Below are 23,788 nucleotides of genomic sequence, written 5' to 3' on the forward strand. Positions count from 1 at the left end.
CGTGAACTCCGCACAGAAAAAACCGCAACCGCCGCCGCTGAGTCTGCCTTGGTTCCAGAATGTGAATCGCTTCTGGGTGCAGAACCAGGGGCGCTTCATGGCCAAGATTATGCCCGGGGAGTATTACGTCACCAACCAGCAGGAATTGATCGGCACTGTGCTTGGCTCCTGCATCTCCGCCTGCGTGCGCGATCCGTCCTCGGGCGTGGGCGGCATGAATCACTTTATGCTGCCGCAAAATGCCGGCGGCGGCCGCATGGATATCCTTAGCGACGCGTTTCGCTACGGCAACTACGCCATGGAGCATCTGATCAACGACGTCATGAAGCTCACTGGCAAACGCAGCACTCTCGAGGTGAAGATATTCGGCGGCGCTAATGTGATTCGCGGCATGAGCAGCGTAGGGGAGAAGAATATCGACTTCGTGCGCCGTTATCTGGAGGTGGACGGTTTCAAGATTATGTCGGAGGACGTGGGCGGCGATTACCCGCGCAAGATCCTATATGACCCCTCCAACGGCAAAGTCATGATGAAGCGTCTGAAGTCTCTGCATAACGATACGGTGATTCAGCGTGAAGAACATTATATGGACGAGTTGAGCCATACCAAGGTCGCGGGAGATGTGGACTTGTTCTGAGCGGGATGGAGGTTTCCGGCGCATTTGAACGAATAATGACGAGGCACAATTATGAGTAGCGGAGCGGGGAAGGTATACAAAGTCCTGGTGGTGGACGATTCAGCGCTGATGCGCAAGATTCTGGTGGAAATTCTCAATCAATCGCCACAGCTGGAAGTGGTGGACACTGCCGGCGATCCCTATCAGGCGCGGGATAAGATCAAGGCGCTCAGTCCGGACGTCATCACTTTGGACGTGGAAATGCCGCGTATGGACGGGCTCACTTTTCTGCGCAATCTGATGCGTTTGCGTCCCATGCCGGTGGTGATGATTTCCAGTCTGACCGAGCAGGGCGCCGCGGTGACGCTGGACGCCATGGAGTGCGGCGCGGTGGACTTCATCGCCAAACCCAAGATCGATTTGCGCGAGGGCATCGAGGAAAAGGCCCAGGAAATTATTGATAAAGTCATCACCGCCGCGCGCATCCCTCACGACAAACTGCTTCTCAAGCAACAGCGGCTGCAAACGCAGCATCAGAAAGTCGCCGCCGGCGAGAGGCCGCAACCGGTGTTCGCCACCACGGACAAGCTGATCGCCGTCGGCGCTTCCACCGGCGGACTGGACGCCATTCGTGACCTGCTGGATGGGTTGACCATGGACCTGCCGGGCATCGTCATCACCCAGCATATTCCCGGCGCCTTCTCGCGCTCCTTTGCGGAACGTCTGGACCGACGTTTGCCCATGAAAGTGGAGGAGGCCTACGACAACGCTCCCATCACCATGGGGCGGGTGTACATTGCTCCCGGCGAATATCACCTCGAAGTGGTGCGCACCGGCGCCAAGTACGTGTGTCGTCTCAGTGAAACCCCTCCGGTGAATCGTCATCGCCCCAGCGTGGATGTGTTGTTCGACTCGGTGGTCAAAGCCGCCGGCGCCAACGCCATGGCGGTATTGCTGACTGGCATGGGCAAGGACGGCGCTGCTGGACTGCTGCGTCTGCATGAGGTCGGCGCCTACACTATTGCCCAGGATGAAGCCTCCAGCGTGGTGTGGGGCATGCCCGGCGCGGCGGTGAAACTCAACGCCGCCGATGACGTTTTACCCCTGGAAAAAATCGCCTCCTCGGTGAAGCGCTGGTATGCGGAGAACCCTGGCTAGGCGCGCTGATCCCAGCCGCGCTCCAGCTCCACAAAATGAGCATCTTCCCCGGTAATCCGGTAGCCATGGCGACGGTAGAAGCGAATCGCCCCATGGTTATCTTTGAAGCTGGAAAGGGTGATCGGGCGCTGCGTCTCTTGCGCCAGACGATGTAATTGCGCCATCACTTGCGACCCCAGCCCCTGACTTTGCGCCTCTCTGAAGATTAACGCCAAATGCAAATGCAAATGCAGATGCAGCGCGTCCTCATGCAACCGATAGCAGAGCAGGCCGACCCGTCTGTCGGCGCTGACGATCCAGTACAGATCCTCCACCGCGTAGCGGCTGTGAAAGCGCTGGGTTTGATAGTCTTCATCCCATCCGAACGCGGTGTCGATGGACGTATAGAGCCCCGCTTTATAAGCGGCGAACGCCTCGCTGAGCTGGTGTGTCTTGAGAGAGATAAATCTTACGTCGGCGTCTTCGCGCATGCCTCAGCTACCTTGTCCTTTCACTCGCATTTCAATGGCGTCGTGCAGCCAGAATTCTCGCTCCAGCGCGATAGGTTCGCCAGCGACTTTCACCTGACGCTCCAGTTTTAGAGAAGGGCTGCCCTCCCGCACCTGCAAATGTTGCGCATGGCTGTGGCTGAGAGGCGAGGAGGAGATGCTGACGTCCAGCTCTCTGGCTCGATAGCCGTATTGTTCCCGCACCAGTGCGGTGAGAGACCCGGCCAGATCATGGGAGAGCAGATCAGGGAAGGCGGATTCCCGAAAGTAGCAGACTTCCAGCAACACCCAGCGCTGGTCCACCGCGCGGCGACGGGTGACGACAAAGGCGCTCTGCGTCGGCGCCTGTTTCAGCGCCTTGCTGACCTGGATCGGAGGTGTCTCCCGCCCGGCGCTGAGCAGTTCCGTGGTCAGCGCCCGATGCTGGTTGATCGCCTCTTCCTGAATACTGCTGCTGCGGGTGGGATCGTAAATAAACACCGGCGGCGCCACGAACCAGCCCATACGATTCAAACGATAGATCAATCCCTGTGACTCCAGTGCGTGCAGGGCGTCGCGGGCGCTGACGCGGGAGACTTCGAATAGGGCGCATAAAGCGCGTTCCGAGGGAAGCTTGCTGCCGGCGGGCAATTCGCCGTTGAGAATGCGCTGCTGCAGTTTGGCGGCGAGAGACAGATAAGCGGCTGCCTGATTCACAATTCATTCCTTACGTCTTTTCCGGCGCGGACCCGCGTCCGGTGTTGGCTTTGGCGCATTACAGCGAATCGGCGTGACATAAATATGACAATCTGGTTCGTACCAGCGGTCATAAAACTGCCTTGTTTATGAAATTTTATGGAAATTCCAATGAAATATTCCAACTTTATCTTGGTCCGAACCAGATGATTCGCCAGTTATTAACACGACGCTGATATTGACGTGTTGGTAACCGGGCGCCGGGATGCGCCTGCGAGGCGGCAAGCCGCGAAGGCAGGACCTGACACGTGCAGGCCCTGTCGCTTCAGACAAACAGAGGGACGCTGTTTGGCTGCCGGATTCATAACCTACAAGGAATATCTCATGCTTCATAAACGACTTGCTTGGTTGGCCTGCGGTCTCGCCTTCGCTCTGGCCGGCTGTTCCGGCGACCAGGACCCCACCGACCCGCCTGGCTCTGATGTCGAGCCGCCGAGCAGCGCCACCGCGCCGGATTTTATCGTGCAACCCTATCTGCAGGCTCCCGCGTCCGATCAAATGACGGTGATGTTCGAAACGGGAGAAAGCAATGCGGAAGTATGGGTGCGCCCCTTCGACGGCAAGGGCGAATTCACCCGCGTCAGCGCGGAGTCTCATTCCCTTGACGGCTTGGTGCGTAAAGCGCCGATACATCAGCTCAGCTCCAATACGTTGTATGAGTACTACGTGGTCACCAAGGTGTTGGGGGAACAGCGGGCGACGCCGCGTTACGCTTTCAAAACCTGGCCCCAGGCGGGGGATGGCGTGGAGCAGGCGCGCGTCATCGCGTTGAGCGACACCCAGTTGGATCGGGATGAGTACGCCAAGGTGCTCACCAATGTGGTGAACCAGGGTTTTCTGCAGCATGAATGTGATGCCGCGCAACCGCAGACCTGTGCGGAAAACATCGCCGCCATCACGATTTCCGGCGATGTAGTGCAAGTGGGCGGCAATCGCCAGAACTGGCGCGAGCAGTTGTTCGGCAGTCTCGCCGCCATCACGCCCTATGTGCCGCTGGTGACTGTGCCCGGGAATCACGATTATTACAGCGACGCTGAATTACGTCTGTACCGCAGCTATATGGCGCCGCCGGAAAATGGTTCTATCGGTTACGAAGACAAGTGGTACTACCTGGACTACATGGACCTGCGTCTGGTCGGGCTGGACAGCTACACGATCTCCGGCGCCCATGGCGCGTTCAACCGGGATACGCTGGCGGTGCAACGGCAGTGGCTGAAAGAAACGCTGAACGACGCGGAAGTGCAGGGCAAACACTTTGTGCTGGGGATGTTCCATCACGGTTGCCTGTCGGAAATGTGGAACGTGGGAGAGAGCATCGGCAGTTGTGAAATGGTGGCGGAGCTGGAGCAATACAGCGCTCGCACCGGCGCGGTGACCGGGCACCTTTTCGGTCATACTCACGCCTATTCCCGAGGACAGTCACGGGATGTGAATCACCTGTGGCTCAACGCCGCCAGCGCCTCCGGCTACATCGAACCGCTGGATGATGCGGATCATCAGGCCAAGCAGATCCGCGATTACGATACTTTCGAAATCAGCCGCAGCGAGTTCGGCTATAACCTGCTGACCTTCCATTTCGGCGACGCGCCGACGATGACGCTGGAGCGCAAGAAAGGCGGCTTTGACGGCGACACGGAATTCTCTGTGGTGGACAGCCTCACCTTCTCCGTCGAGGACAATATCAATCTTCCTCTGGTCACGGCGGGAACCGGTGAGCAGGACGCCAGCGCCGTGGAGCTGGGCGTGCAGGTGGCTATGCCGGATGCGGTGCGCGCGGTTCATTGGCAAGTGTCGGAAAGTCCCGAGTTCGACGGCGCGGTTTACGATATCTGGGGCAACCGCACGCGCCGCCAGAATCTGTACTACGGTCCTGCCGATGAGGTCGAGGGCGATCATGAAAGCGGATATGTCGCTATTGATACGCAGGCGGATGCGGACATTTTTAATCTGCAGTTGAGCGACATGTTGAGCGCCAGTTCAGTGCGTGTCGGCGGCGATGACTACTATCGCTGGAACAAGCGCTACAGCGAGCAGAACACCCATACTTCCAGCTATGACGCCTACGCAGGCCAGAGTCGGCCGGAGCTGGCGTTGCGTCCGGGGACGACCTGGTATTGGCGCGCCCGAGTGCGGGATGAACATATGAACTGGTCCGCTTGGAGTGACGTCGCCAGTTTCGATATCGCCGGAACCCGCACCGATAACCTGATTCTCAATGGCGATGCGGAAGCCGGGGACATGAGCGGATGGAATCTGCAAAAAGGCATGATGAACGCCATCACCGCCAACGACAATGGTGGTTTTGGTCCCGCTGAAGGAACCTATTATTTCGCCGGACGCGGCTTCGGCAAAGGCGCGCCTTCCGACTGCTGTGAAGAACAGGTCATACAGGAAATTGACTTGTCCGCCTACGCCACGGAAATAGATGCTGGCGACGCCTACGCGGAATTCAGCGCCATGCTCTCCACCTGGAGCGGCGCTGATGAACCCCGTCTGCAACTGATCGCTTTAGACGCCGACGGCGCTGCATTGGCCTGGGCGGGAGATGACGTCCTGACCAGTAAAAGCTCGCAATCCTGGGAAGCCCGGCAGGTCTCAGGCCAGCTCCCCAGCGGCGCCCGCACCCTGCGCGTGAGCATGGGAGGCGTACGCAAAGCCGGTAACGACAACGACGTGTACTTTGATGATTTGAAGCTGTTTTTGTATTACTGAGGGGAGTGCGGAAAGCCGCGCTTCTGCATTGTTTCGGCATTGCTTCCGCATTCGAACGTTAACGGGGATCAGTCCGTTAACGTTCTTTCCCTTTTTAGCCTGGCCGCGCCGCCCTCCCACGTGAGTTCAATAACGTCGCCTTCCGACATCGCGCGCATGGCGCTACGAATGCTCTCGCAAGAGGTATTGGCCGGCTCTCCGTTAATGGACGTGATGGGTTGACCGACCTGCAATCCCGCAGCCTTGGCGGGTGAATCGTTCCAAACCAGGGAAACCCTAGGCGTCTCTTCGAAGTTCAGACCAAACCCATACGACGAGCGCGAGAAAGGTCCGTCGCGATACGGGAGAAAGTAAGCAGAGGAAGACCGTGAATCCAGTGTGACAATAAAGTGCTCCAGCACGGATGCGCCAATCAGACTGGGCGGCGATTCTCGCAACAGCGCGCCAACCCGACCTAACTCAACATTGCCGATCGACAGGTTTTTAAACTGCATCTGCAGTTGTTCTTTGTTTGGCGCCGCGCCGCCCAACGAGCCACCGAGCGAACCCGCGCCCGAGAGGCTGGCGCCAACGCCGCCGTTGCGCTTTGCGCCCTCGAAATCAGGAGGAGAAACCGCCAGATACTCGGGCGAACCGGTATCAAACATTGCCTTGCTTTTGGCCTTGTCCGCGAACTGAATATCGAATATCGGCGCATGCGGATAACCAAAGTCATACAGAGTCTGCTTTTTGGCTTTATCGAGGTGGTCCAGCTTCGATAACTCGGAATGACAACGCAGTACGGAGGAGGATAAATCAATCTGCCAGGCGCAAAGCGGCAGCACTTCAGAGCCGAGTACGCCATCAAACAAGCACTGCGCCGTCTTTGGAAAATCCGCTACGAAGAGCGGCGTTTTATGGAAAACCGTTCCCCCGACATTCAAATCCGCCTGCACAATCTCACTCTCGACGATCGCCCCGTGAGAATCTCGCCCTTGCCGTTTGTCGATGCCTTTCAGGCCTAACTCCTGCGCGAGCTTCGCACTCATCATCGAAGGCGAACCGGTGTCAAAAACAAAACGCCGAGGCGCGCCGCCAACTTCCACTTCAACAAATAACTTGTTAGCCAGAACCTCCAGAGGGAGTTCGAAAGAGAACGCCTTCTCCGCGACGTAAGGACCCTCCGTCACCCAAACCTGCGCCTCATCGGACGCGAACGATAGGGAAGAGGCGGCGACCAGCGCGACGAGGGGAAGAATGGCTTTTGGCAATTTCATATCGGTGTCCCTATTAGGTTTGAAAGGGGGTGGGCAATGCCCTGGCGCTGTGCCTCTCGGAATCTGGCCACGCTCTTAATAGAGTGCTTTGATATCCGCTATGAAGCTAATTTACCCAGAAAGAAATAGCCGCAATCGGCTTAGCGATAAATCTCCAGACCCTCCTCATAAAACCATAGCGCATCAAGCGGCGCCAACCCTTGTTTAACGGGCTTGGCGGAGGCGGGGTTTAAGGTCTTTGTCAGAAGCGTAGGAGACTCCTACGATAACGCCTTGGCAGAAACCATCAACGGCTTATACAAAGCGGAGGTTATCCACAAAAACGGGCCCTGGAAAGGGCTGGATAAAATCGAACAGGTGGCCCACATCTAGAGGGAGTGGTTCAACAATCATCTATTGTTACAGCCGATAGGAGATGTGCCTCCCGCCGAGTACGAAAACCTGTATTATCAACAAACCGACTCTGTAGTTGCATGACTCAAATAAAACAGCCTCCGACAAAACCGGATTGATTCTCTCGGAGTTTTGAGGCTATTTTGGGGCAGCCTTGAGCAACTGTAACTAGAAGTGTGAAACTCAATTGGGGCCCAGATTTGGTTCCCAAAAAATGGATAGTAATTCGTAAATGGACACCAACAAAACTCATCAAGTAATTAAAGGCTGGTCAGGTTTTGTCGAGGCTGCTGGTATAGAGAATAGTAAAATTTCAGCACAGGATATTAATGATAACCAACAGCTACTGATTAAAAAGGGCGACATTACAGAGGACGACAATGGAATTAACTTCTCACTAACCCCAGAACAATTATCATTTCTCAAGCGTCGCTACGTAACAAGCAATAACGACAACGAAATATCCGTCGAAACTCTTCAAGTCGGCTTTCCACTACTGCGGTTTATCGAACAAGGTAAAACCAACTACTATCCATTATTTAGATATAGGCTATCTGATAATCTGCTCACTGGCGAAGAGCTTAATATCCATATACCGGTAAAGCAAGGAATTGAAGTTGATACAATAGAGCAGACATTCCTTCAACTATTAGACACAAATATTCAAGAGCTGGGCTCAGATCGCCACATGACGAGCATTATCGCTGCATGTATGGAGAAAAAAGAAGATAACTTTAATGTCCTCTTTGAGTCATTTTTAAAGTGGATAAAGGGAAAGTTAAAGTCATTAACAGAGGCTTCAAAGTTTGAAAAAAGCAGTGGGTGGCGGAAGAAAATATCACTAGAACTCGGCTTTAATATGCTAATCAGCCAAGAATCTAATACTGACTTCAACATAAATGAGCAATTAAAAGACTATAAAAACCTATCCATTGAAAACATCAATAATTTCCCACTATTAGAGAAATACATTAACGCAACATCAAATGAGAATCCCAAGGAAGCCAAAATTATGAGCTTCCCATATGGTGCTTTTGAGGAAAAATATCCCTTAAGTCACGGGCAAATGAACTCTCTCCTGCAAGTCAGCAACAACATTTCATTAATAGCTGTTCAGGGCGCTCCAGGCACAGGTAAAACCACTCTATTCAAATCATTGATTGCCAGCCAGATTGTAGAAAGAGCACTTGCCATTATCCATGGTAAAGACCGTAATCTAGGTATTCTGGTAACCTCAACAGCAATAAAAGCAGTAGAAAACGTTATTGATGATCTTAGGGAAGACCCTAAGCTTAAACCGCTGAACTGGTTGTTTTTTCAAAGTGGCAGCAAAGACCAGGTTAGTGCAGAAGTTAACCGTATAGATCGGTTAATTGATCAACTCAATTTAGAATGCTACGACGAAGGCGTTCATAAAAATCATGCAAACGAACTGAAACAGATTAAGTCAATACTCGATAAAAGCTTTGACGAATTTTGCACGCTACAGGAGAATTTTCAAAAAGCATTCCGTCAGCTTGATTGTGATAATATTCCCCAATTTATTGAAAAGTGCGATTCGATAAGAGCGATTATAATCAACAAGTGTTCAAGCTTAGGAATGTCGTCCCAGCCAGAGCATTCCAATCTATTAACATTGAAAACCCTATGCGATGAAACCATCAAGAAATGCGAGGAAAACTCCAGTCACTATATCCGTGCAAAAGAAGAAATTTTTCACAGCTACGACAAATTAATAGGGCCGACGTTTTCTAAGAATGAATATGGGGAGTGGTTAGGTAGCTGGATTAGTAAAGCTATTCAGCATCATTTCATTAAATATCCCCAATGCTCTTTGGGACGATTTTATTTCAGATTCTTTTCCGATAAATACGAAAAAGCATGGAAACAAATTAAGTCAAATCACCCCTCTGATGTGAAATCATATAGTCTATCTGAGCATAGCCATATGAAGTTATCTGAGCTCGCCCGTAACCGAATGTCTTTCTTCAATAAGACTACTGCTAACCAGCTTCTTGACGATTTTAAAAATTATTCTGGAGAAGCCGCGAGACAAGAATCACTGTTACAACTAAAAACAAGTATCGAGGATCTTGAGAAAAAGAAGCAGCTATTGCAAGAATACTATGACGCAGTTAGTGCGCTGGAAAAAGCTTATCCCGAGAATGACTGGATTGATGTACTCCGTAAGCGCTTTATTTCGGAGCAACGGAAGATGTTCGAAATATCTATAGATTTTCTCTGGCAGGAGTTACTTCGGCAACGCGAACAGGTTGTTGCTGTTTTACCTCTATGGCAGAGTCTCTTGATTGGTCAGACGGATAGTGGCTTTTATAAGTGGAAAGAGAAGCTGAACGATTTTTATAGAGTGCTTTCTCTTGCATACCCAGTATTAGCCTCCCCATTAGTTTCTATTCAAAAACTTGCTGGTTACCGTGATATTGCTGATTTTAAACAAGTTAAGCCTCATTACTTGAGCCTAATTGATGAAGCTGGCATGGTATCAGTAGAGTCTATGGTGCCAATACTATGCCGTAGTGAACGAACTATTTTAGTTGGTGATCCTCTTCAAATAGAACCCGTCCGAACCCTAAGCTCTAGCGCACGAGAAAGACTTCGACTTCGGTATTTCCATGATGACAATGCACTTTATGAAGCAGTCTCACCTGCACTGGTTACAGCTTATCATCGGGCTGCTGGAACAGAAACAGGGCACGTATCTGATGTAGGCAATGGAATTTTGCTTGATGAGCATCGACGCTGTCAGCCCGCCATTGCCGAACTCTTTATGGATTTGGCTGGCTATAAGGGCGTGAGCATCGAAACCACCGCTCCCAAAGCAAACATTCAGCAAGCATTTGATAGAATGGGCGCTTTCAACCTTATGTTCTATGGAGTGCAAGGTAAGCAAGGCGATCTACCAAATACTAACATAGACGAGGTTGAAGCTATCGGTTCGTTGCTGGATAAACTCTCTGAAGCAGGCTACGACATTACCAAAGACGTGGGCATCATTACCCCATACTCAAACCAAAGACAATTACTGACGATACACTATGGGGCGCGGCTTAAAAACAACGAAGCATTAAAGATAGGATCAGTTCATCAATTTCAAGGAACAGGATTCGAGGTAATAATATATTCTCCAGTTATATTCCGGGTTAATGATCGAGATTTTTTCCAAAATAGTAAGCCTAACCTTATAAATGTGGCGGTTTCCAGGGCAAAGCAGCAATTCATTGTAGTCGGCAATTACCAACGCCTTATTTCCGCTGGAAGGTACTTAGAAAAACTGGCAAAAACATGTGCCAATCAATTTCTAGTCGAAATGGAAAGCCAAAGCAGCCTCTATAATGCCGCAACAAATTTTAAGGATATAACTTACTACCAAGATTGTGAGCATTGTTCTGGTCAAATCCCACCGGACACTTTCTTTAGAGAGTTTTCATAATTAACCGGCGACATATCATTGTTCGCCGTATGCAGTCTTTCGAGGTTGTAATACCTCATGTAGGCTGCGACATCCTGCTTCATGTGTTCCCGGGTGGGCTGGGGGATTTTTAATATCCAGTCATGCTTAAGGCTACCAAAAAAGCGTTCAACCACCGCATTGTCCCAACAGGCTCCTACATCGCCCATACTTGCCCTGATTTCATACTTTTCCAGCAGTTTTCGATAATGTCCGCTGGTGTACTGAGAGCCCCGGTCACTATGGAATACCAGGCCCTTGGGCGGCTTCCGCAAATTGTAGGCCTTGATCAGCGCCTGGCTGACCAGGCTCGTTGTCATGCGCTTATCGATGCGCCACCCGACGATCCTTCGGGAATATAAATCCATGACAATGGCCAGATATATCCAGCCTTCTCCTGTTTTCAGATAGGTCACGTCGCCAGCCCAAACCTGATTGGGCGCGGTAGGATTAAAATTCTGATTCAACAAGTTATCCGCCACCGCATGATGGTGTTTGCGCCTTGTAGTGGCTTTGTAAGCAACGCGTTGCGTGACCTGAAGACCAAGCCGCCTCATGAGCTTGCGAACCCGGTAGCGTCCCACCTGAAAGCCTTCTTCGCGTAGCTTCTTCATCATCTCTCGACTGCCCAGACTGCTTCGAGAAGCGTTAAACAGTCGCTTCATTCGCCGATGCAGATGCAGCTCATCAAACCGGATCACCGGCGCGGAGCGCCGTCGCCAGGCATAGAATGCTGATCGACTTGCACGCAGAGCCCGGCAAAGCACTTTCACAGGGAAGCGATTCGACTCTGCCTGAATGAAGGCGAACTTTATTTCATTTCTTTCGCGAAGAAGGCCGAAGCCTTTTTTAGAATTTCCTTTTCCATGCGCAGCTCTTTGTTTTCTTTGCGAAGCCGTTTTAACTCGGCGCGCTCGTCTTCAGCCAGAACCTGATTTTCAAGTTGAGCTTCAATCTTTTCCTTCCACTTGTAGAGCATATTGGCGCTAATGCCGAGGGATTTAGCCGCTTCTGGGACGGAATAACCTTGGTCGCGCACCAAGGAAACGGCCTCTTCTTTAAACTCTTTTGTATACTGCTTATACGACTTTTTCTGACTCATGCTGACACCTTAATCGTTGACGGGTATTGTCTCTTATTAATGTGTCCGGGACTATTAGACCACTACACATATCGAAGCATTCCATTCACTGCTCACGAGCTGTCGCAGTTCGTTTAAAATTATCGTACCTTGGATTCGCACCAATCCCTATCAGCCTCACCCGCCTCTAAAGTTGCTTAAAGAAGCCCAAGACCGAGGAATAAATATCACCGTATTTTATGGTTACAACCATATGGACCACCGCGACGCTGACGATGGAGATCACAGACTGATAAAGGAATACCGGAAAATTTTAGGGGATAAAAATATCATCAGACTTCCAGAAGGTACACACGAAAAAATATTAATTGTTGACGGCCTAGAAATAGTAGTGGGAAGCTGGAATTGGCTTTCACATTCATATTATAAATATTGTGAAAACCCCAAAATGTGGAAGTTGCGTATCCGTAGGGAAACAAGTGTTAAGCTCAATGATGGAGAATTTATTTCAAAACTTAACTCTCAATTAGATATACATCCACATTCACATTAATGAGAAATTACTCCCTTAAAAATGAGGCTCAGGTAAATCAGGGCAGGGGAACCTGAACTGCTGTAAGAAGAGGCCGGGTTACAAACAGAAATAATGCTGGCGTTATTGTATTTGTGCCTGTTTTTTGATCAATCGTCCTTTGGGACTAACGCCAGTCATGAAAAAGGAGTAAGTGAAAGTAGCGCTGTAGAGAAGGGGGCGGTTTACGTGTTTAAAACAGATCGATTTCTCCGTCATCTTCGTTTTGTTTTGCCATCTCATCCAGATAGTTGGCTTTGAAGTGGGCTAAAGCGGTTTCAATGGCGACGCCATTGAGGATCATATCGAACATTTCTCTCTCGCAGGCCATGGTGTAGCGACCTTTGAGTTCCTGTTGCAGGTTCTTCCATTCTTCCGGTTTGTCCAGACGTTCGCGTGCCTGCAAGAGTCCGCCCAGTTCGCCCAGGCTTTCCTTTACGTGGCAAAGGCGTTGCGCCAAGCGGTCGAAAAACTGGAAGTCGACCACGGCGTTATGGACGTCTTTCTTTAATCCGTCCAATTGCAATTTCAGTTCATGGGCTTGTGTAGATGGGTCTGGGGCGGAGTTGACGGTTTCCACGATGGTCGTGAAGGACTGGGTCAAACGGCCGAAAGATTTCTCGCTTTCCAGAATGGAGGCTTCGATCTGCGCCACCGCCAGCGTAAGCATGGTGATGGTTTCGTTGATGTGCAGCCATTGCTCTTCGCTTAGCTCCAAAGGGGTTTCTGCCTTGCTCATCCGTTTGCCTCTATTGTTTGTTCTGATCTTACGCCCTGTTTCGCCTGTCAGATTTCCACAATCGTGACCCGGTCGCCCTGAGCGCCGGCTTTGATCAGGCCCTGGCGGGCGCGGTTGAGAACGCTTTCCGGGCGTTCATCCAACAACTGGTTCTGGGTAATGCCGATACTGACTGTAAACGGCGGCCGGATGCTGGGGTGGCGGTCCACCAGCGCCGCCAGCTTGCTACGCAGTCGCTCTGCGGCAAGGCCCGCCTGACGCAGATCCGTTTCCGGCATCAATACGGCGAATTCGTTTTCTCCGATGCGTCCGAGGGTGTCCTCGCGACGGAATACCGCTTTGCAGGTCGCGCCGATAAGCGCCAGCATTTGCTGGCTTTGCTCCGAATCTCTGGCATGGGAGGCGTTAAACTGGTCCACCTGAAAAGTGAGTAGCGAGAACAGCGAATGATGTCGATAGGCGCGGCGCCATTCTTTGTCCAGTCCATCAAGGAAATGGTCCTTGTTGGCGAGCAAGGTGGTTTCGTCTTTACCGGCGGCTTTGGAGAAGTGCTCCTCCAGTTTCACATACGCGCTGATATCCCGTTGGATTGCAGCGAAATGGCTGACCGCGCCGCTTTTATCCAACAACGGCATAATGCTGATTTCGATCCAGTATTGGCTGCCGTCTTTGCGATAGTTCAGCAGCCTGCAACGCACTTGTGACTTTTCCTGCAAGGCGCGACGAATGCGTCGGCAGGCGCTTGCATCGGTTAATGGTCCTTGCAGCATTCTGGGAGTGGCGCCGAGAAGTTCATTTCTGGAGTAACCGGACAAGTCCTCCATGGCGCTGTTGACGTAAACGATTTCCGGGCCAGGATCGTCCAAGGGCGAGGCTTTGGTGACCAAGACGCCGTCAGCGGCGTTTTCCACAATGTCTTGAAAACCGAACTCTTGTTCCAGTGCGTTCATTGCTGTCCCAATTGCAGGTGTTCCACTTTTAAGTCTAGTTAAATCTGTCTGTCATCACTCATTTTTAGAAAATATGTTTATAAATCAATTTGTTGATATATCTATAATAAATAACTGACTTAACCCAGGATGCATATAATTAATTAACTTCATTCAAGTGTAGTAGAAAGCTGAATAAAGCCATTATCTGCACGGACTCTATGGAAAGACGCGAAACCTATGCAAAGTATTGAGATTAAAGCGCCGCTCACGCTGACGACGGAGCGCTTAAGGTTGCGCCAGTTTACGGAAGCGGATTTGCCGGATTACGCCAAGATGCTGGCTGACGACGAAGTGATGCGGTACATGGCGAACGGCCAGGGGTATGATTTGGACGCAGCCTGGAAAAGCCTCGCGCTGATGCTCGGCCATTGGCGTCTGCGGGGATATGGTTTGTGGGCGTTGGAGGAGATTGAGAGCGGGCGTCTGCTGGGGCGTGCGGGACTCTATTATCCGCAGGGATGGCCAGGTATGGAAATCGGTTGGCTATTGCGTCGCGCATCCTGGGGGCAGGGCTATGCCTATGAAGCGGCGCAAGCGATCAGGGATGTGGCGTTTTCGCACGTGGGCGCGTCCTCTCTGGTCAGCCTGATCCATCCCATGAACGCCCGCTCGCGGCGTCTGGCGGAAAAGCTGGGAGGGAAAGCCAGTAAAACCCTGGAGATTCAGCAGAAGCAGGTTCTGCTTTACAGCATTCCAAAATCCTGATTTGGGTAGGAGTCGATATGTCGAGAAAGACAGGACAAAGTAAGCCGCCTCCATTAGTGAAAGCGGGCTGTGGCGTCCGTTTCGATCCAGAGCAGTTGGACGAAGACACGGGATTTGATTTTTCCGGCGCCGCCGACTTATTAAAGGAAGAGAAAGCCCTGCAGGAAAGCGATGAGCGTGAACAGGAAACAACCGCGGCAGACGAAAAAAAACCCGGCGAAGGCCGGGCAAAGCGCTGAGTAAACACTCAGGGTCGAGGTGCTTACATAGACGGAGTGAGCGACACAGGAATCGCTTGATCCGTCTTATCACTGCGGTCGCAGTAATCCTTTAACGCCGCTGAACTGGCGCCAGCAGCGGGCAATCTCCAGCTTCTATTCCGGCGTTGGCTTACAGCTCTACGCCAGGCTCCACATAAAGACGCGGGCAGGCGCTGCCGTCTTCTTTGAACAGATGACAGTTATGCGCCTTGAGGCCCAAAGCAATCGGGTGATTTTCCCGTACAGGATTGGCGCCGGGCGTACGCAGGGTCAGGGTGCTGTCGAATCCTTCTACGTCGGCGTGCACCAGGGTTTGATAGCCGAGTCGTTCAACCACATTCACCACGCCATTGAGGATGACTTCGCCTTCTTCCGCGCTGACGAAATGCTCCGGACGAATGCCCAGGGTCGCCTTATCGCCGGTTTTCAGTCCTGCGCCATTAACTGGAACGATCAGGTCGATGGCTCCTGGCAGTGAGACTTTGACGGAATGAGCGCTGGCTTCCAGCACCGCGCAGGTGACGAAGTTCATCTTGGGTGAACCGATGAAGCCGGCGACGAATTTGTTGGACGGATAGTGGTAAAGCTCCAGTGGCTTGCCCACCTGAGCAATGCGTCCGTGATCCAGCGCGACGATTTTGTCCGCCATGGTCATGGCTTCCACCTGGTCGTGGGTGACGTAGATCATGGTGCTCTGCAAACGTTTGTGCAGCTTGGATATCTCAATACGCATCTGTACCCGCAGAGCGGCGTCTAGGTTGGACAAAGGCTCGTCGAACAGGAACACCTTGGGCTCGCGCACCATGGTCCGGCCAATAGCCACCCGCTGACGTTGTCCGCCAGACAGGTCTTTCGGCTTGCGTTGCAGCAGATGCTCTAATTGCAGAATGCGCGCGGCGTTTTCCACTCGCTTGTCGATCTCGGCTTTGGCGGTTTTCGCCAGTTTCAAACCGAACGCCATGTTTTCCGCCACGTTCATGTGGGGGTACAGGGCGTAGGACTGGAACACCATGCCGACTTCGCGCTGCATGGGCGCCTTTTCGTTCATGCGCTCTTCGCCGATGAACAGGTCGCCGGAGGTGATTTCCTCCAAGCCTGCGATCATCCGCAGCAAGGTGGATTTACCGCAGCCGGACGGGCCGACGAAGACGACGAATTCGCCGTCTTCAATATCCAGATTGATGTCTTTGGATATTTCTACCGTGTCATAACTTTTGCAGACATTTCTTAGCGTTACGCTGGCCATGGCTGGACCCTCTTAACTTGATTGCCGGCGTTGTTTACGCCAGCTGACAAATACCGATTCCGTATGCAGGAAGGTGCACGCAGGCGTCGCTCCATTCCGCATTGAGAACGCTGAGATCGCTCACCACCGTTTTGGCTCCGGCGGGCAGTTCGATATCCACGCTTTGCGCCGACAGGTTCAGCGCCACCAACATGCGTTCGCCGTTCAGGCTGCGCTCATACAGGAGGGTATCCTGTGGGCTTGGCAGGAAGCGTATATCGCCTTTCTGCAGAAGCGGTTGCGCCTTGCGCCAGACCAGGAATTCCCGATAGGTATGCAGCAGGGAATCTTCCGCATCCTCCTGTTCCGCCACGGCGGCGGCTACATGCTCTGGATGGACCGGCAGCCAGGGCTTTCCAGTCGTGAAGCCGGCATGCTCCTGCTCAGCTTTCCAGGGCATCGGCGTGCGGCAGCCATCGCGGCCTTTGTATTCCGGCCAGAAGGCGATGCCATAGGGATCGACCAGATCTTCGTATTCCAGCTCCGCTTCCACCAGGCCGAGTTCTTCACCCTGATAGAGGCAGACGCTGCCGCGCAGAGTCAACAGCATCGTCATGAAGACTTTGTTCAACGCCAGCGGCGCTTCCTGTCCGCACCAGCGCGTGGCGACGCGGGCGACATCGTGGTTGCCGATCGCCCAGCAAGGCCAGCCGTCCACCAGTTTTGACTCGATGGTTTCTACAGTCTTGCGCAGAAACTTGGCGTCGCACTGTTCGGTCAGGAAATCGAAGGAGTACGCCATGTGCAGCTTGTCGCCGTCGGAGGTGTAAGCGGCCATGGTGTCCAGGGAGTTGTCGTCGCCGATTTCGCCCACGGTGGTTGTACCCGGGTATTTCTCTAACAGGGCGCGCACCCGTTGCAGGAACGGCAGGTTCTCCGGCTGTGTCTTGTCGTAAAGATGACGCTGATAGGCGTAGGGGTTTTCTTTACGCACGCCGATGGAGCCTTCCGCCACTTCGGTATTGGCGGGGTTATCCCGCAGCAGCTTGTCGTGGTAGCAGAAGTTGATGGCGTCGAGACGGAAGCCGTCCACGCCTCTTTGCAGCCAGAACTCGACATCGCTGAGCACTTGTTCAACCACGTCAGGATTATGGAAGTTCAGGTCAGGCTGGCTGGTCAGGAAGTTGTGCAGATAGTACTGACGACGACGGCTGTCCCACGCCCAGGCGGAACCGCCAAAGACAGACACCCAGTTATTCGGCGGCGTGCCATCGGGTTTCGCCTCCGCCCACACATACCAGTCCGCTTTCGCATTGTCGCGACTGCTGCGGCTTTCCTTGAACCAGGCGTGCTGGTCGGAAGTGTGGCTGAGCACCTGATCGATGATGATTTTCAGGCCGCGCTTGTGCGCTTCCGCCACCATCGTCTCGAAATCTTCCAGGGTTCCGAAAATAGGATCGACGTTGCGATAGTCAGAAACGTCGTAACCGAAATCCTTCATGGGGGAAGTGAAGAAAGGAGACAACCAGATGGCGTCCACTCCCAGACTGGCGACATAGTCCAGCTTTGCGGTGACGCCCGGCAGGTCGCCGATGCCGTCGCCGTTGGAATCAAAAAAACTACGGGGATAAATTTGGTAGATGACTGCGCCGCGCCACCAATCACGATCAACCTGCATGTCGCCTCTCTTAACAACTCCAAACCAGGTAACGCACTTGCACCCACAGAAAGTGGAAGACGTTGTTATTTTTACAGTTATGGAGATGGTGCCTGCGGCGAACCGGCCGAACATCCTCCCTCCCTCTTTTTTCTTGGCGTAGTAGTGGGGATGAGGGGGGAGGAGGAGGCGGAGGGTGGGTATGAGGGGGAGCTGCGCTCACTCCCCCTGTATCTTACTCAGCAGATCCCGCGCCAGATTGATGGCTTCGGAGCGGTGGGTGATGTTCTGTTTTTGGTAGAGGCTGCGGATGTGGGTTTTCACGGTGGTGGGCGCCACTTTCATGTGCTCGGCGATCTGGTCGTTGGACAGACCTGCATGGATAAGGCTGAGCACTTGCCACTCCCGACGGGTGAGGGGAGAGGTGCGGATGAGTTCCGGCACGTCAGGGCGGTCGATAATATCCTGGATGATGGCTTCATCCAGTGAAATGCGAATCGCGCGGCTGAAATCTCTTTGTTGTTGCGCCAGTTGGATCAGGCGTTCCGCCCGCTGTTTTTCCATCTCATCCAACTGCTCTTCGCTGATCAAGGCTTTGAGAATGTTGATCAGCACCTTACCGATGCGCAGGAAACTGCCCACCGCGCCGGTGGTGCTGGCGAGTTTGAGTGCAATGGCCATGTGGCGCAGGGCGTCTTCACGCTGCTCGTTGAGCCAGTAAAGCTGCGATAAATGGATATGGTTGCGATTGATATCGGTTTTCAGGCCAAACTGTTCCGCCATGCTTTGGATGCCTTCCAACAGCGGCAGCGCCTTGTCGAAATCTCCCAGACTGACGTAGGCCCGCGCCCAGTTGCGGATATTGCACTGGGTAAAGTGGTTGGTGGCCTGCTCTGGCGTGGGCTCCGGCGCCGCGGTCAGCCAGCGTTGAATGGATTCTTTATCGCGCACCGCGTCCCAATAAGAGAGCATGGCGGCGTGCGCGTTGGCGGTCCAGTCGATATGGTATTCGCCGGAGGCCAGCATCTTGTGAATCTTCTGCACATAGTCCGCGCACAGCGACTGACGTCCCCGCGCCTGGGCGATCTTCGCCAGCATCACGTAGCTTTGGATAAACCAGCGCTCCCCCTGGCTTTCCAGTATCTCGATGCCTTTTAGCGCGCATCGCTCCGCGCTTTCCAGATGGTGCCACTCCCACATGATCTGACTGCGTATGCGGTACAGGAACTCCAGAATGGGCAGACGCTCCAGGCTGTGGTCTTCCGCATATTGCAGCGCCTTCTCCTGGATGTTGTAGGCTTTTTGCAGATAGCCCTGGGCGACACTGATCTCTGATTGCTGGCACAAAGCCCAAATCACGTTCTGGTGCGCATGTTCCGCCAACGCCAGTTGTTCGGTGTCCTGCATGCGGTTAATGGCTTCCTTGAGGTGGCCCTGCACGAATAAGGATTCGCCAATAACCGAAGACGCCGCGGTGCGAGAGGTGGGCAGATACACCGGATCATGGGCCAGCGCAGATTTTGCGAAGGTTTGCGCCCGTTCTGCGTCCCCGACATTCATGGCCACCTGGGCGCGCACGGCGTTGAATTCGCCGGTAATGGCTTCCCATTCTTCTTCGCTGCAGTGGGTTTTCAAATGCTGCTCCGCCGCTTTCAGCCAGGATTCCACTTCAGACCACTGGTACTGCCCTTGCGCCACCCAGGCGCGCAGCAGGGTGAGAATAGGGTGATCGGCGATGACTTCTTTATTCAGCGCGTCGAAACAGCGTTGCAGCAGATTGAACTGCCCTTCGGTGAAAAAGTCGCGGCCGCAACTGAGCAGGATATCCTTGATGCGTTGCTGGTCTTTGGCCAGCACTGCGTGACGGGCGGCGTCTTCAAAAAAGCCCATTTCACGCCAGGCGTCGCTGGCGCGTTGGTGAAGACGTGCGGTTTCATCCGGCAGCACGCAGGCTTGCATATGTCGCAAATAGGCGGCGAATAGTGGATGGTAGCGGAACCACAGGCCGCTGCTGTCCAACGGCACGATAAACAGCCCCAGGTTCAACAGAGAGTTCAGAAGAAACTGGCCGTCCTGTTGTTGCGCCAGACGCATCACCATTAACGCATTGAAGCGTTCCAGCACGCTGGTGCGCAGCAGGAACAGGCGCTGCTCGTTGTCGATACTGGTGCGGGTAAGCTCGTCAAAGTAATCGAATATATAGTGATTGCCGCTGTGCAACTGCTCTACGTATTCGTTGAATTCGACGCCAGTAGAAGCGGTCGCCGCCAGCAGTTGCAAGGCTGACACCCAGCCTTCGACCCGGCGGTTGGCGCGCTCGATACTCTCTCGGGATACTTCAAATCTCAGGCGCTGCTCAAAATACACCTGAGCTTCGTCGGCGCTGAAAGAAAGGTCCTTGGCGGTGATTTCCAGCATCCGCCCCTGCATGCGAAGTTGCGCGACACCGATGGGCGGTGTGGTGCGGGATAACAGCACTAATGTAATGTAGGGAGGCAGGTGGCGCAGCAGAAAAGTCACGCCGCTATGGATCTCTGTATTGGTGATCAGGTGATAATCATCCAGCACCACAAGCAGCGGATCGCCTTCCAAGGGTAACTCAGACAGCAGGTCAGTGAGGAACGTCTGCAAGGTCGGGTAACCTTGTTGGTTTAACGTGCGCAGGGTTTCCGGACAGGCGCCTCGGGTGGCTTCATTTAATGAATTAGCGACATAAAAGGCGAACTGCTCGCTCAGGTTGTCCTGAGCGTCGAGACGGAACCAGGCGGCGTTGGCGCCCAGTGCGTTCAGTCGATCGTCGATCATCGTGGTTTTGCCGTAACCAGCGGGCGCCTGCACCAGGATCAGGTTGATCGGATCGATCTCATGCAGCAGGTCGTCGAACTTCTCCCGCTCCAACAGGCGCGCAGGCCTGGGCGGAGGCATTATCTTGGCTTTTATCAAGGTTAAAGACTCGGGCTTTATTGTAGTTGTCATCGGCGACCCTAATTATGTTTCAGCGCTAATGTCGTCCATTATTGGCCGGTTCATACGCCGGTCATGAATTTGTGATTATATGGAGCCGTGGCTCCCTGGACGCAGTTACATCAGACTTTAGCAAATATCGCTTTGGAAAGTCAGCGTCCATTCACCGTATACGCCCTGACAGCGGGCGCTTATGTGGTTATTGCGTATTGCTGGTATGGGGCTGGAAGACCACCATACGCGGATGTATACGACAGTGCGTTTTCATTATTTCACTTTGCCCGCAATGTCTTGCGCATCCATTCTGCGATGTGCGCATGCGGCAATGGTGAAATAGCGGGATCGTAACAGTTCTTGATGCCGCAGCGGTTCTTCCCCTGCGGCTTTTTTTTTGCCCTGAGGGCCCGATCTAAAGTTCCCCGACTGCGATAAATCTGTGACGACGAGCGGCTGTGTTTAAGGAAAGGCGCGGAGGTTGGCGGTGGTTATTCTTGCATATGCGATGGTGATATTAGTCTGGTCCACGACGCCGCTGGGAGTCGTCTGGAGCAGTCAGTCCTTTCATCCGACGGTGGCGGTGGGTTTGCGCATGACGATCGCGGCGATCGTCACTGGCGTGGTTATCCGTCTGTATCGCATTCCAATGCACTGGGACAGGGACTCCTTCTATAGCTATCTGTGCGGAACCATGGGTGTCTTTGGCGCGATGATGCTGACCTATTTCGCTTCGAAAACCGTTCCCTCCGGATTGATCTCTGTGATGTATGGTCTGTCGCCGATTATGTCCGGCCTGCTTGGCGTGTATCTGTTGGACGGCGCGCGCTTTCAGAAAAGCCAGTGGCTTGCCCTGGGTCTGGCTATTAGTGGGTTGGCGACCGTATTTGGCAAGGATCTGCATGCCTCAGGCGCTATCGCATTTGGTTTGCTGCTGGTGTTGGGCGCAGTGGCGTTGTTCAGTCTTAGCGGCGTGTTGTTGAAGAAACAAAAAGCGACGCCGCATCCGCTGGCGCTGACCTTCGGCTCGATTCTGCTGGCTTTGCCCGGTTACTTTATTCTGTGGGCGTTGATGGATGGGGAAATCCCCCAGATTACCCTGAACGATCGTGGTCTGTGGGCGGTGGTTTACCTGGCCCTGGTAGGCTCCGTATTGGGCTTCTTCGCTTACTACTATGTTTTGCAGAAACTGCAGCCGTCCACGGTGGCCATGGCTACGCTGGTCACGCCGGTTCTGGCGTTGCTGTTGGGCGTTACGCTGAATGATGAGACGATCCATCCCACAGTGCTGCTCGGCGGCTGCCTCATTCTGCTGGGGCTGGCGTTGTACTTTGATCTGCCGCGCAAGACGCTACGTTGGCTGCGGCCGCTCAGCACGCCCGCATTGGTTATTCCGTTAGGCGAAGAAGAAAATAAACGCACTGACCAGCAGAGCGCAGGCGAGGTTTAAATAGAAGCCTACCCTGACCATCGTTTTCTGGGGCACAAGCCCAGTCCCGTGAACGATGGCGTTGGGTGGCGTCGCCACCGGCAACATGAAGGCGCAGGAGGCGGCGATACCGATGGTCAGCGCGGTTTGTTCGGGGCTCAGCTGCCCCGTCGGCAAAGCCAGAAAGATCGGAACCAGTAAAGCGGCGGTGGCGGTATTGCTGGACAGCTCGGTCAGGAATATCACAAAGGCGGTGATGGTCAGCAGCAACAGATAGGCGGGCCAGGCGGCCACCAGCGCCGCCAGGGATTCACCCAGTAATTGGCTGGCGCCTGAACTCTTCAGCACCACACTTAAAGTCAAACCTCCTCCAAATAGCAGCAGCACTCCCCAGTCTGTGGTGGCGCTGACGTCTTTCCAGGCAACGACTTTGCTGACGGTCAGCGCGACCAGCGCCAATATAGCGATCCAGCTATCCAGGTCTTTTTCTATTCCCAGCAGTTCTCCTAAAGGCTTGCTGAAGAGCCACATCGCAACCGTGGCGCTGAATATGCCCAGTAGAATTAAACGCTCACGGGTCCAGGTAAAGTCGGAGCGTGTCCCTGTCTGGGCGTGACCGCTAAGATCCGGTCGCAGCGCTTTGTAGAGAATGAAAAGCATCACCGGCCACAGCATCAGCGTCACGGGCAAACCCAGTTGAATCCAGTCGCTGAAGGACATACCCAACTGCGCGGCGACAATGGCGTTGGGCGGACTGCCCACCAAGGTGGCGACGCCGCCGATGCTGGCGGAATACGCCACCGCCAGTAGCGCGAATACGCGAGGATTATCCGGACGATCATTTTCCTGGCTGAGCAGGCCCAGAACCAGAGGCATCATAATGGCGGTCGTAGCGGTGTTGCTGATCCACATGGAGAGCAGCGCGCTGAGGGCGCATAGTAAAATCAGGGCGTGACTGATTTTGCCGCGCGTGAGGCGCAGCACCTTGGCGGCGATGGCGCTGTCCACTTGCTGTTTATGCAGCGCTGAAGCCAGAGCGAAGCCGCCAAGGAACAGAAAGATAATGGGATTGGCGAATTCACTGAAACCCTCCCTGACCGACAGTAAGCCCAACGTCACCGCCATGATGGGAATCAACAGGGCGGTGACGGTGACATGCAGCAACTCCGTCATCCACAACACGGCGGCTATCCACAAGATAGAGAGCCCGTGACGGGCGTCGGCGGGCGCCTGAACCAGCGTTTCCAGGCATAGCGGCCCTGCGGCTAGGATTATCCCTATCAATTTCAATCGCATATTCGCTCAGCCATGGCTTCCATTAACGCCGGGGTCTTGGTTGATGTA

General features: G+C 53.5%; 18 protein-coding genes and 1 pseudogene. 9 read left to right on the forward strand and 10 right to left on the reverse strand.

Annotation, left to right across the window (positions count from 1 at the left end; genetic code table 11):
* Position 1: 1 nt before the first annotated feature.
* Together cheD and ACQYWX_RS01980 are read left to right on the forward strand one after the other, a co-directional pair.
* A complete protein-coding gene (cheD, locus tag ACQYWX_RS01975) occupies positions 2 to 637 on the forward strand; it encodes a chemoreceptor glutamine deamidase CheD (RefSeq protein WP_431687710.1) in 636 nt (211 codons plus the stop codon).
* A gap of 51 nt (positions 638 to 688) precedes the next feature.
* Positions 689 to 1,774, forward strand: a complete 1,086-nt coding sequence (locus ACQYWX_RS01980; RefSeq protein WP_431687711.1) for a protein-glutamate methylesterase/protein-glutamine glutaminase — start codon at positions 689 to 691, stop codon at positions 1,772 to 1,774.
* On the opposite strand, the gene ACQYWX_RS01985 is transcribed toward ACQYWX_RS01980, so the two are convergent.
* The gene (locus ACQYWX_RS01985; RefSeq protein ID WP_431687712.1) at positions 1,771 to 2,244 is read right to left on the reverse strand and encodes a GNAT family N-acetyltransferase; all 474 of its coding nucleotides are present in this window, start codon (positions 2,242 to 2,244) and stop codon (positions 1,771 to 1,773) included. The two genes, ACQYWX_RS01980 and ACQYWX_RS01985, sit on opposite strands and share 4 nt — an antisense overlap.
* Before the next feature lie 3 nt (positions 2,245 to 2,247).
* Positions 2,248 to 2,958 (reverse strand): UTRA domain-containing protein, encoded by a 711-nt coding sequence (locus ACQYWX_RS01990; RefSeq protein ID WP_431687713.1) that lies wholly within the window; start codon positions 2,956 to 2,958, stop codon positions 2,248 to 2,250.
* Positions 2,959 to 3,321: 363 nt separating this feature from the next.
* On the opposite strand from ACQYWX_RS01990, the gene ACQYWX_RS01995 reads away from it, so the two are divergent.
* A complete protein-coding gene (locus ACQYWX_RS01995) occupies positions 3,322 to 5,709 on the forward strand; it encodes a metallophosphoesterase (protein WP_431687714.1) in 2,388 nt (795 codons plus the stop codon).
* Between the two features lie 68 nt (positions 5,710 to 5,777).
* Here the strand turns inward: ACQYWX_RS01995 and ACQYWX_RS02000 are convergent, their stop codons facing one another.
* On the reverse strand, positions 5,778 to 6,965 hold the full coding sequence (locus ACQYWX_RS02000) for an aspartyl protease family protein (protein WP_431687715.1): 1,188 nt from the start codon (positions 6,963 to 6,965) through the stop codon (positions 5,778 to 5,780).
* Between the two features lie 213 nt (positions 6,966 to 7,178).
* Between ACQYWX_RS02000 and ACQYWX_RS02005 the strand changes: the two are divergent.
* Together ACQYWX_RS02005 and ACQYWX_RS02010 are read left to right on the forward strand one after the other, a co-directional pair.
* Positions 7,179 to 7,442: pseudogene (locus ACQYWX_RS02005) on the forward strand (IS3 family transposase); the annotation flags it as partial.
* A gap of 148 nt (positions 7,443 to 7,590) precedes the next feature.
* Complete coding sequence (locus ACQYWX_RS02010) at positions 7,591 to 10,809, forward strand: AAA domain-containing protein (RefSeq protein ID WP_431687716.1); 3,219 nt, start codon at positions 7,591 to 7,593, stop codon at positions 10,807 to 10,809.
* Here ACQYWX_RS02010 and ACQYWX_RS02015 read toward each other — a convergent pair.
* A protein-coding gene (locus tag ACQYWX_RS02015; RefSeq protein WP_431685671.1) for an IS3 family transposase occupies positions 10,770 to 11,929 on the reverse strand; the annotation gives its coding sequence in 2 pieces (ribosomal slippage) (positions 10,770 to 11,665 and positions 11,665 to 11,929; 1,161 coding nt in all). The genes ACQYWX_RS02010 and ACQYWX_RS02015 overlap by 40 nt on opposite strands.
* 133 nt (positions 11,930 to 12,062) lie before the next feature.
* On the opposite strand from ACQYWX_RS02015, the gene ACQYWX_RS02020 reads away from it, so the two are divergent.
* Positions 12,063 to 12,461: a phospholipase D-like domain-containing protein gene (locus tag ACQYWX_RS02020; RefSeq protein WP_431689492.1), complete on the forward strand. Its 399-nt coding sequence runs from the start codon at positions 12,063 to 12,065 to the stop codon at positions 12,459 to 12,461.
* Positions 12,462 to 12,672: 211 nt separating this feature from the next.
* On the opposite strand, the gene ACQYWX_RS02025 is transcribed toward ACQYWX_RS02020, so the two are convergent.
* Together ACQYWX_RS02025 and ACQYWX_RS02030 are read right to left on the reverse strand one after the other, a co-directional pair.
* The gene (locus ACQYWX_RS02025; RefSeq protein ID WP_216738995.1) at positions 12,673 to 13,218 is read right to left on the reverse strand and encodes a hypothetical protein; all 546 of its coding nucleotides are present in this window, start codon (positions 13,216 to 13,218) and stop codon (positions 12,673 to 12,675) included.
* A gap of 47 nt (positions 13,219 to 13,265) precedes the next feature.
* Positions 13,266 to 14,168, reverse strand: a complete 903-nt coding sequence (locus ACQYWX_RS02030) for a sensor domain-containing diguanylate cyclase (RefSeq protein WP_431687717.1) — start codon at positions 14,166 to 14,168, stop codon at positions 13,266 to 13,268.
* A 219-nt stretch (positions 14,169 to 14,387) separates the two neighbouring features.
* On the opposite strand from ACQYWX_RS02030, the gene ACQYWX_RS02035 reads away from it, so the two are divergent.
* Both ACQYWX_RS02035 and ACQYWX_RS02040 read left to right on the forward strand, forming a co-directional pair.
* Positions 14,388 to 14,915, forward strand: coding sequence for a GNAT family N-acetyltransferase (locus ACQYWX_RS02035; RefSeq protein WP_431687718.1), 528 nt, complete (start codon positions 14,388 to 14,390; stop codon positions 14,913 to 14,915).
* A 17-nt stretch (positions 14,916 to 14,932) separates the two neighbouring features.
* Positions 14,933 to 15,154, forward strand: coding sequence for a hypothetical protein (locus tag ACQYWX_RS02040; protein WP_431687719.1), 222 nt, complete (start codon positions 14,933 to 14,935; stop codon positions 15,152 to 15,154).
* Positions 15,155 to 15,305: 151 nt separating this feature from the next.
* Here the strand turns inward: ACQYWX_RS02040 and malK are convergent, their stop codons facing one another.
* The 3 genes from malK to malT all read right to left on the reverse strand — a co-directional run bounded on the left by malK (position 15,306) and on the right by malT (position 21,033).
* On the reverse strand, positions 15,306 to 16,421 hold the full coding sequence (malK, locus tag ACQYWX_RS02045; protein WP_431687720.1) for a maltose/maltodextrin ABC transporter ATP-binding protein MalK: 1,116 nt from the start codon (positions 16,419 to 16,421) through the stop codon (positions 15,306 to 15,308).
* 34 nt (positions 16,422 to 16,455) lie between these two features.
* Positions 16,456 to 18,078 carry an alpha-glucosidase family protein gene (locus ACQYWX_RS02050; RefSeq protein WP_431687721.1) on the reverse strand — a complete coding sequence of 541 codons (1,623 nt, stop codon included), beginning with the start codon at positions 18,076 to 18,078 and terminating at the stop codon, positions 16,456 to 16,458.
* Between the two features lie 198 nt (positions 18,079 to 18,276).
* A complete protein-coding gene (gene malT / locus ACQYWX_RS02055) occupies positions 18,277 to 21,033 on the reverse strand; it encodes an HTH-type transcriptional regulator MalT (RefSeq protein ID WP_431687722.1) in 2,757 nt (918 codons plus the stop codon).
* A 469-nt stretch (positions 21,034 to 21,502) separates the two neighbouring features.
* On the opposite strand from malT, the gene ACQYWX_RS02060 reads away from it, so the two are divergent.
* A complete protein-coding gene (locus ACQYWX_RS02060) occupies positions 21,503 to 22,465 on the forward strand; it encodes a DMT family transporter (protein ID WP_431687723.1) in 963 nt (320 codons plus the stop codon).
* Here ACQYWX_RS02060 and ACQYWX_RS02065 read toward each other — a convergent pair.
* A complete protein-coding gene (locus ACQYWX_RS02065) occupies positions 22,412 to 23,740 on the reverse strand; it encodes an SLC13 family permease (RefSeq protein ID WP_431687724.1) in 1,329 nt (442 codons plus the stop codon). The genes ACQYWX_RS02060 and ACQYWX_RS02065 overlap by 54 nt on opposite strands.
* Positions 23,741 to 23,788 lie beyond the last annotated feature (48 nt).

The organism is Hahella sp. NBU794 (assembly GCF_050749805.1).
In the GTDB taxonomy this organism is placed as follows: Bacteria; Pseudomonadota; Gammaproteobacteria; order Pseudomonadales; family Oleiphilaceae; genus Hahella.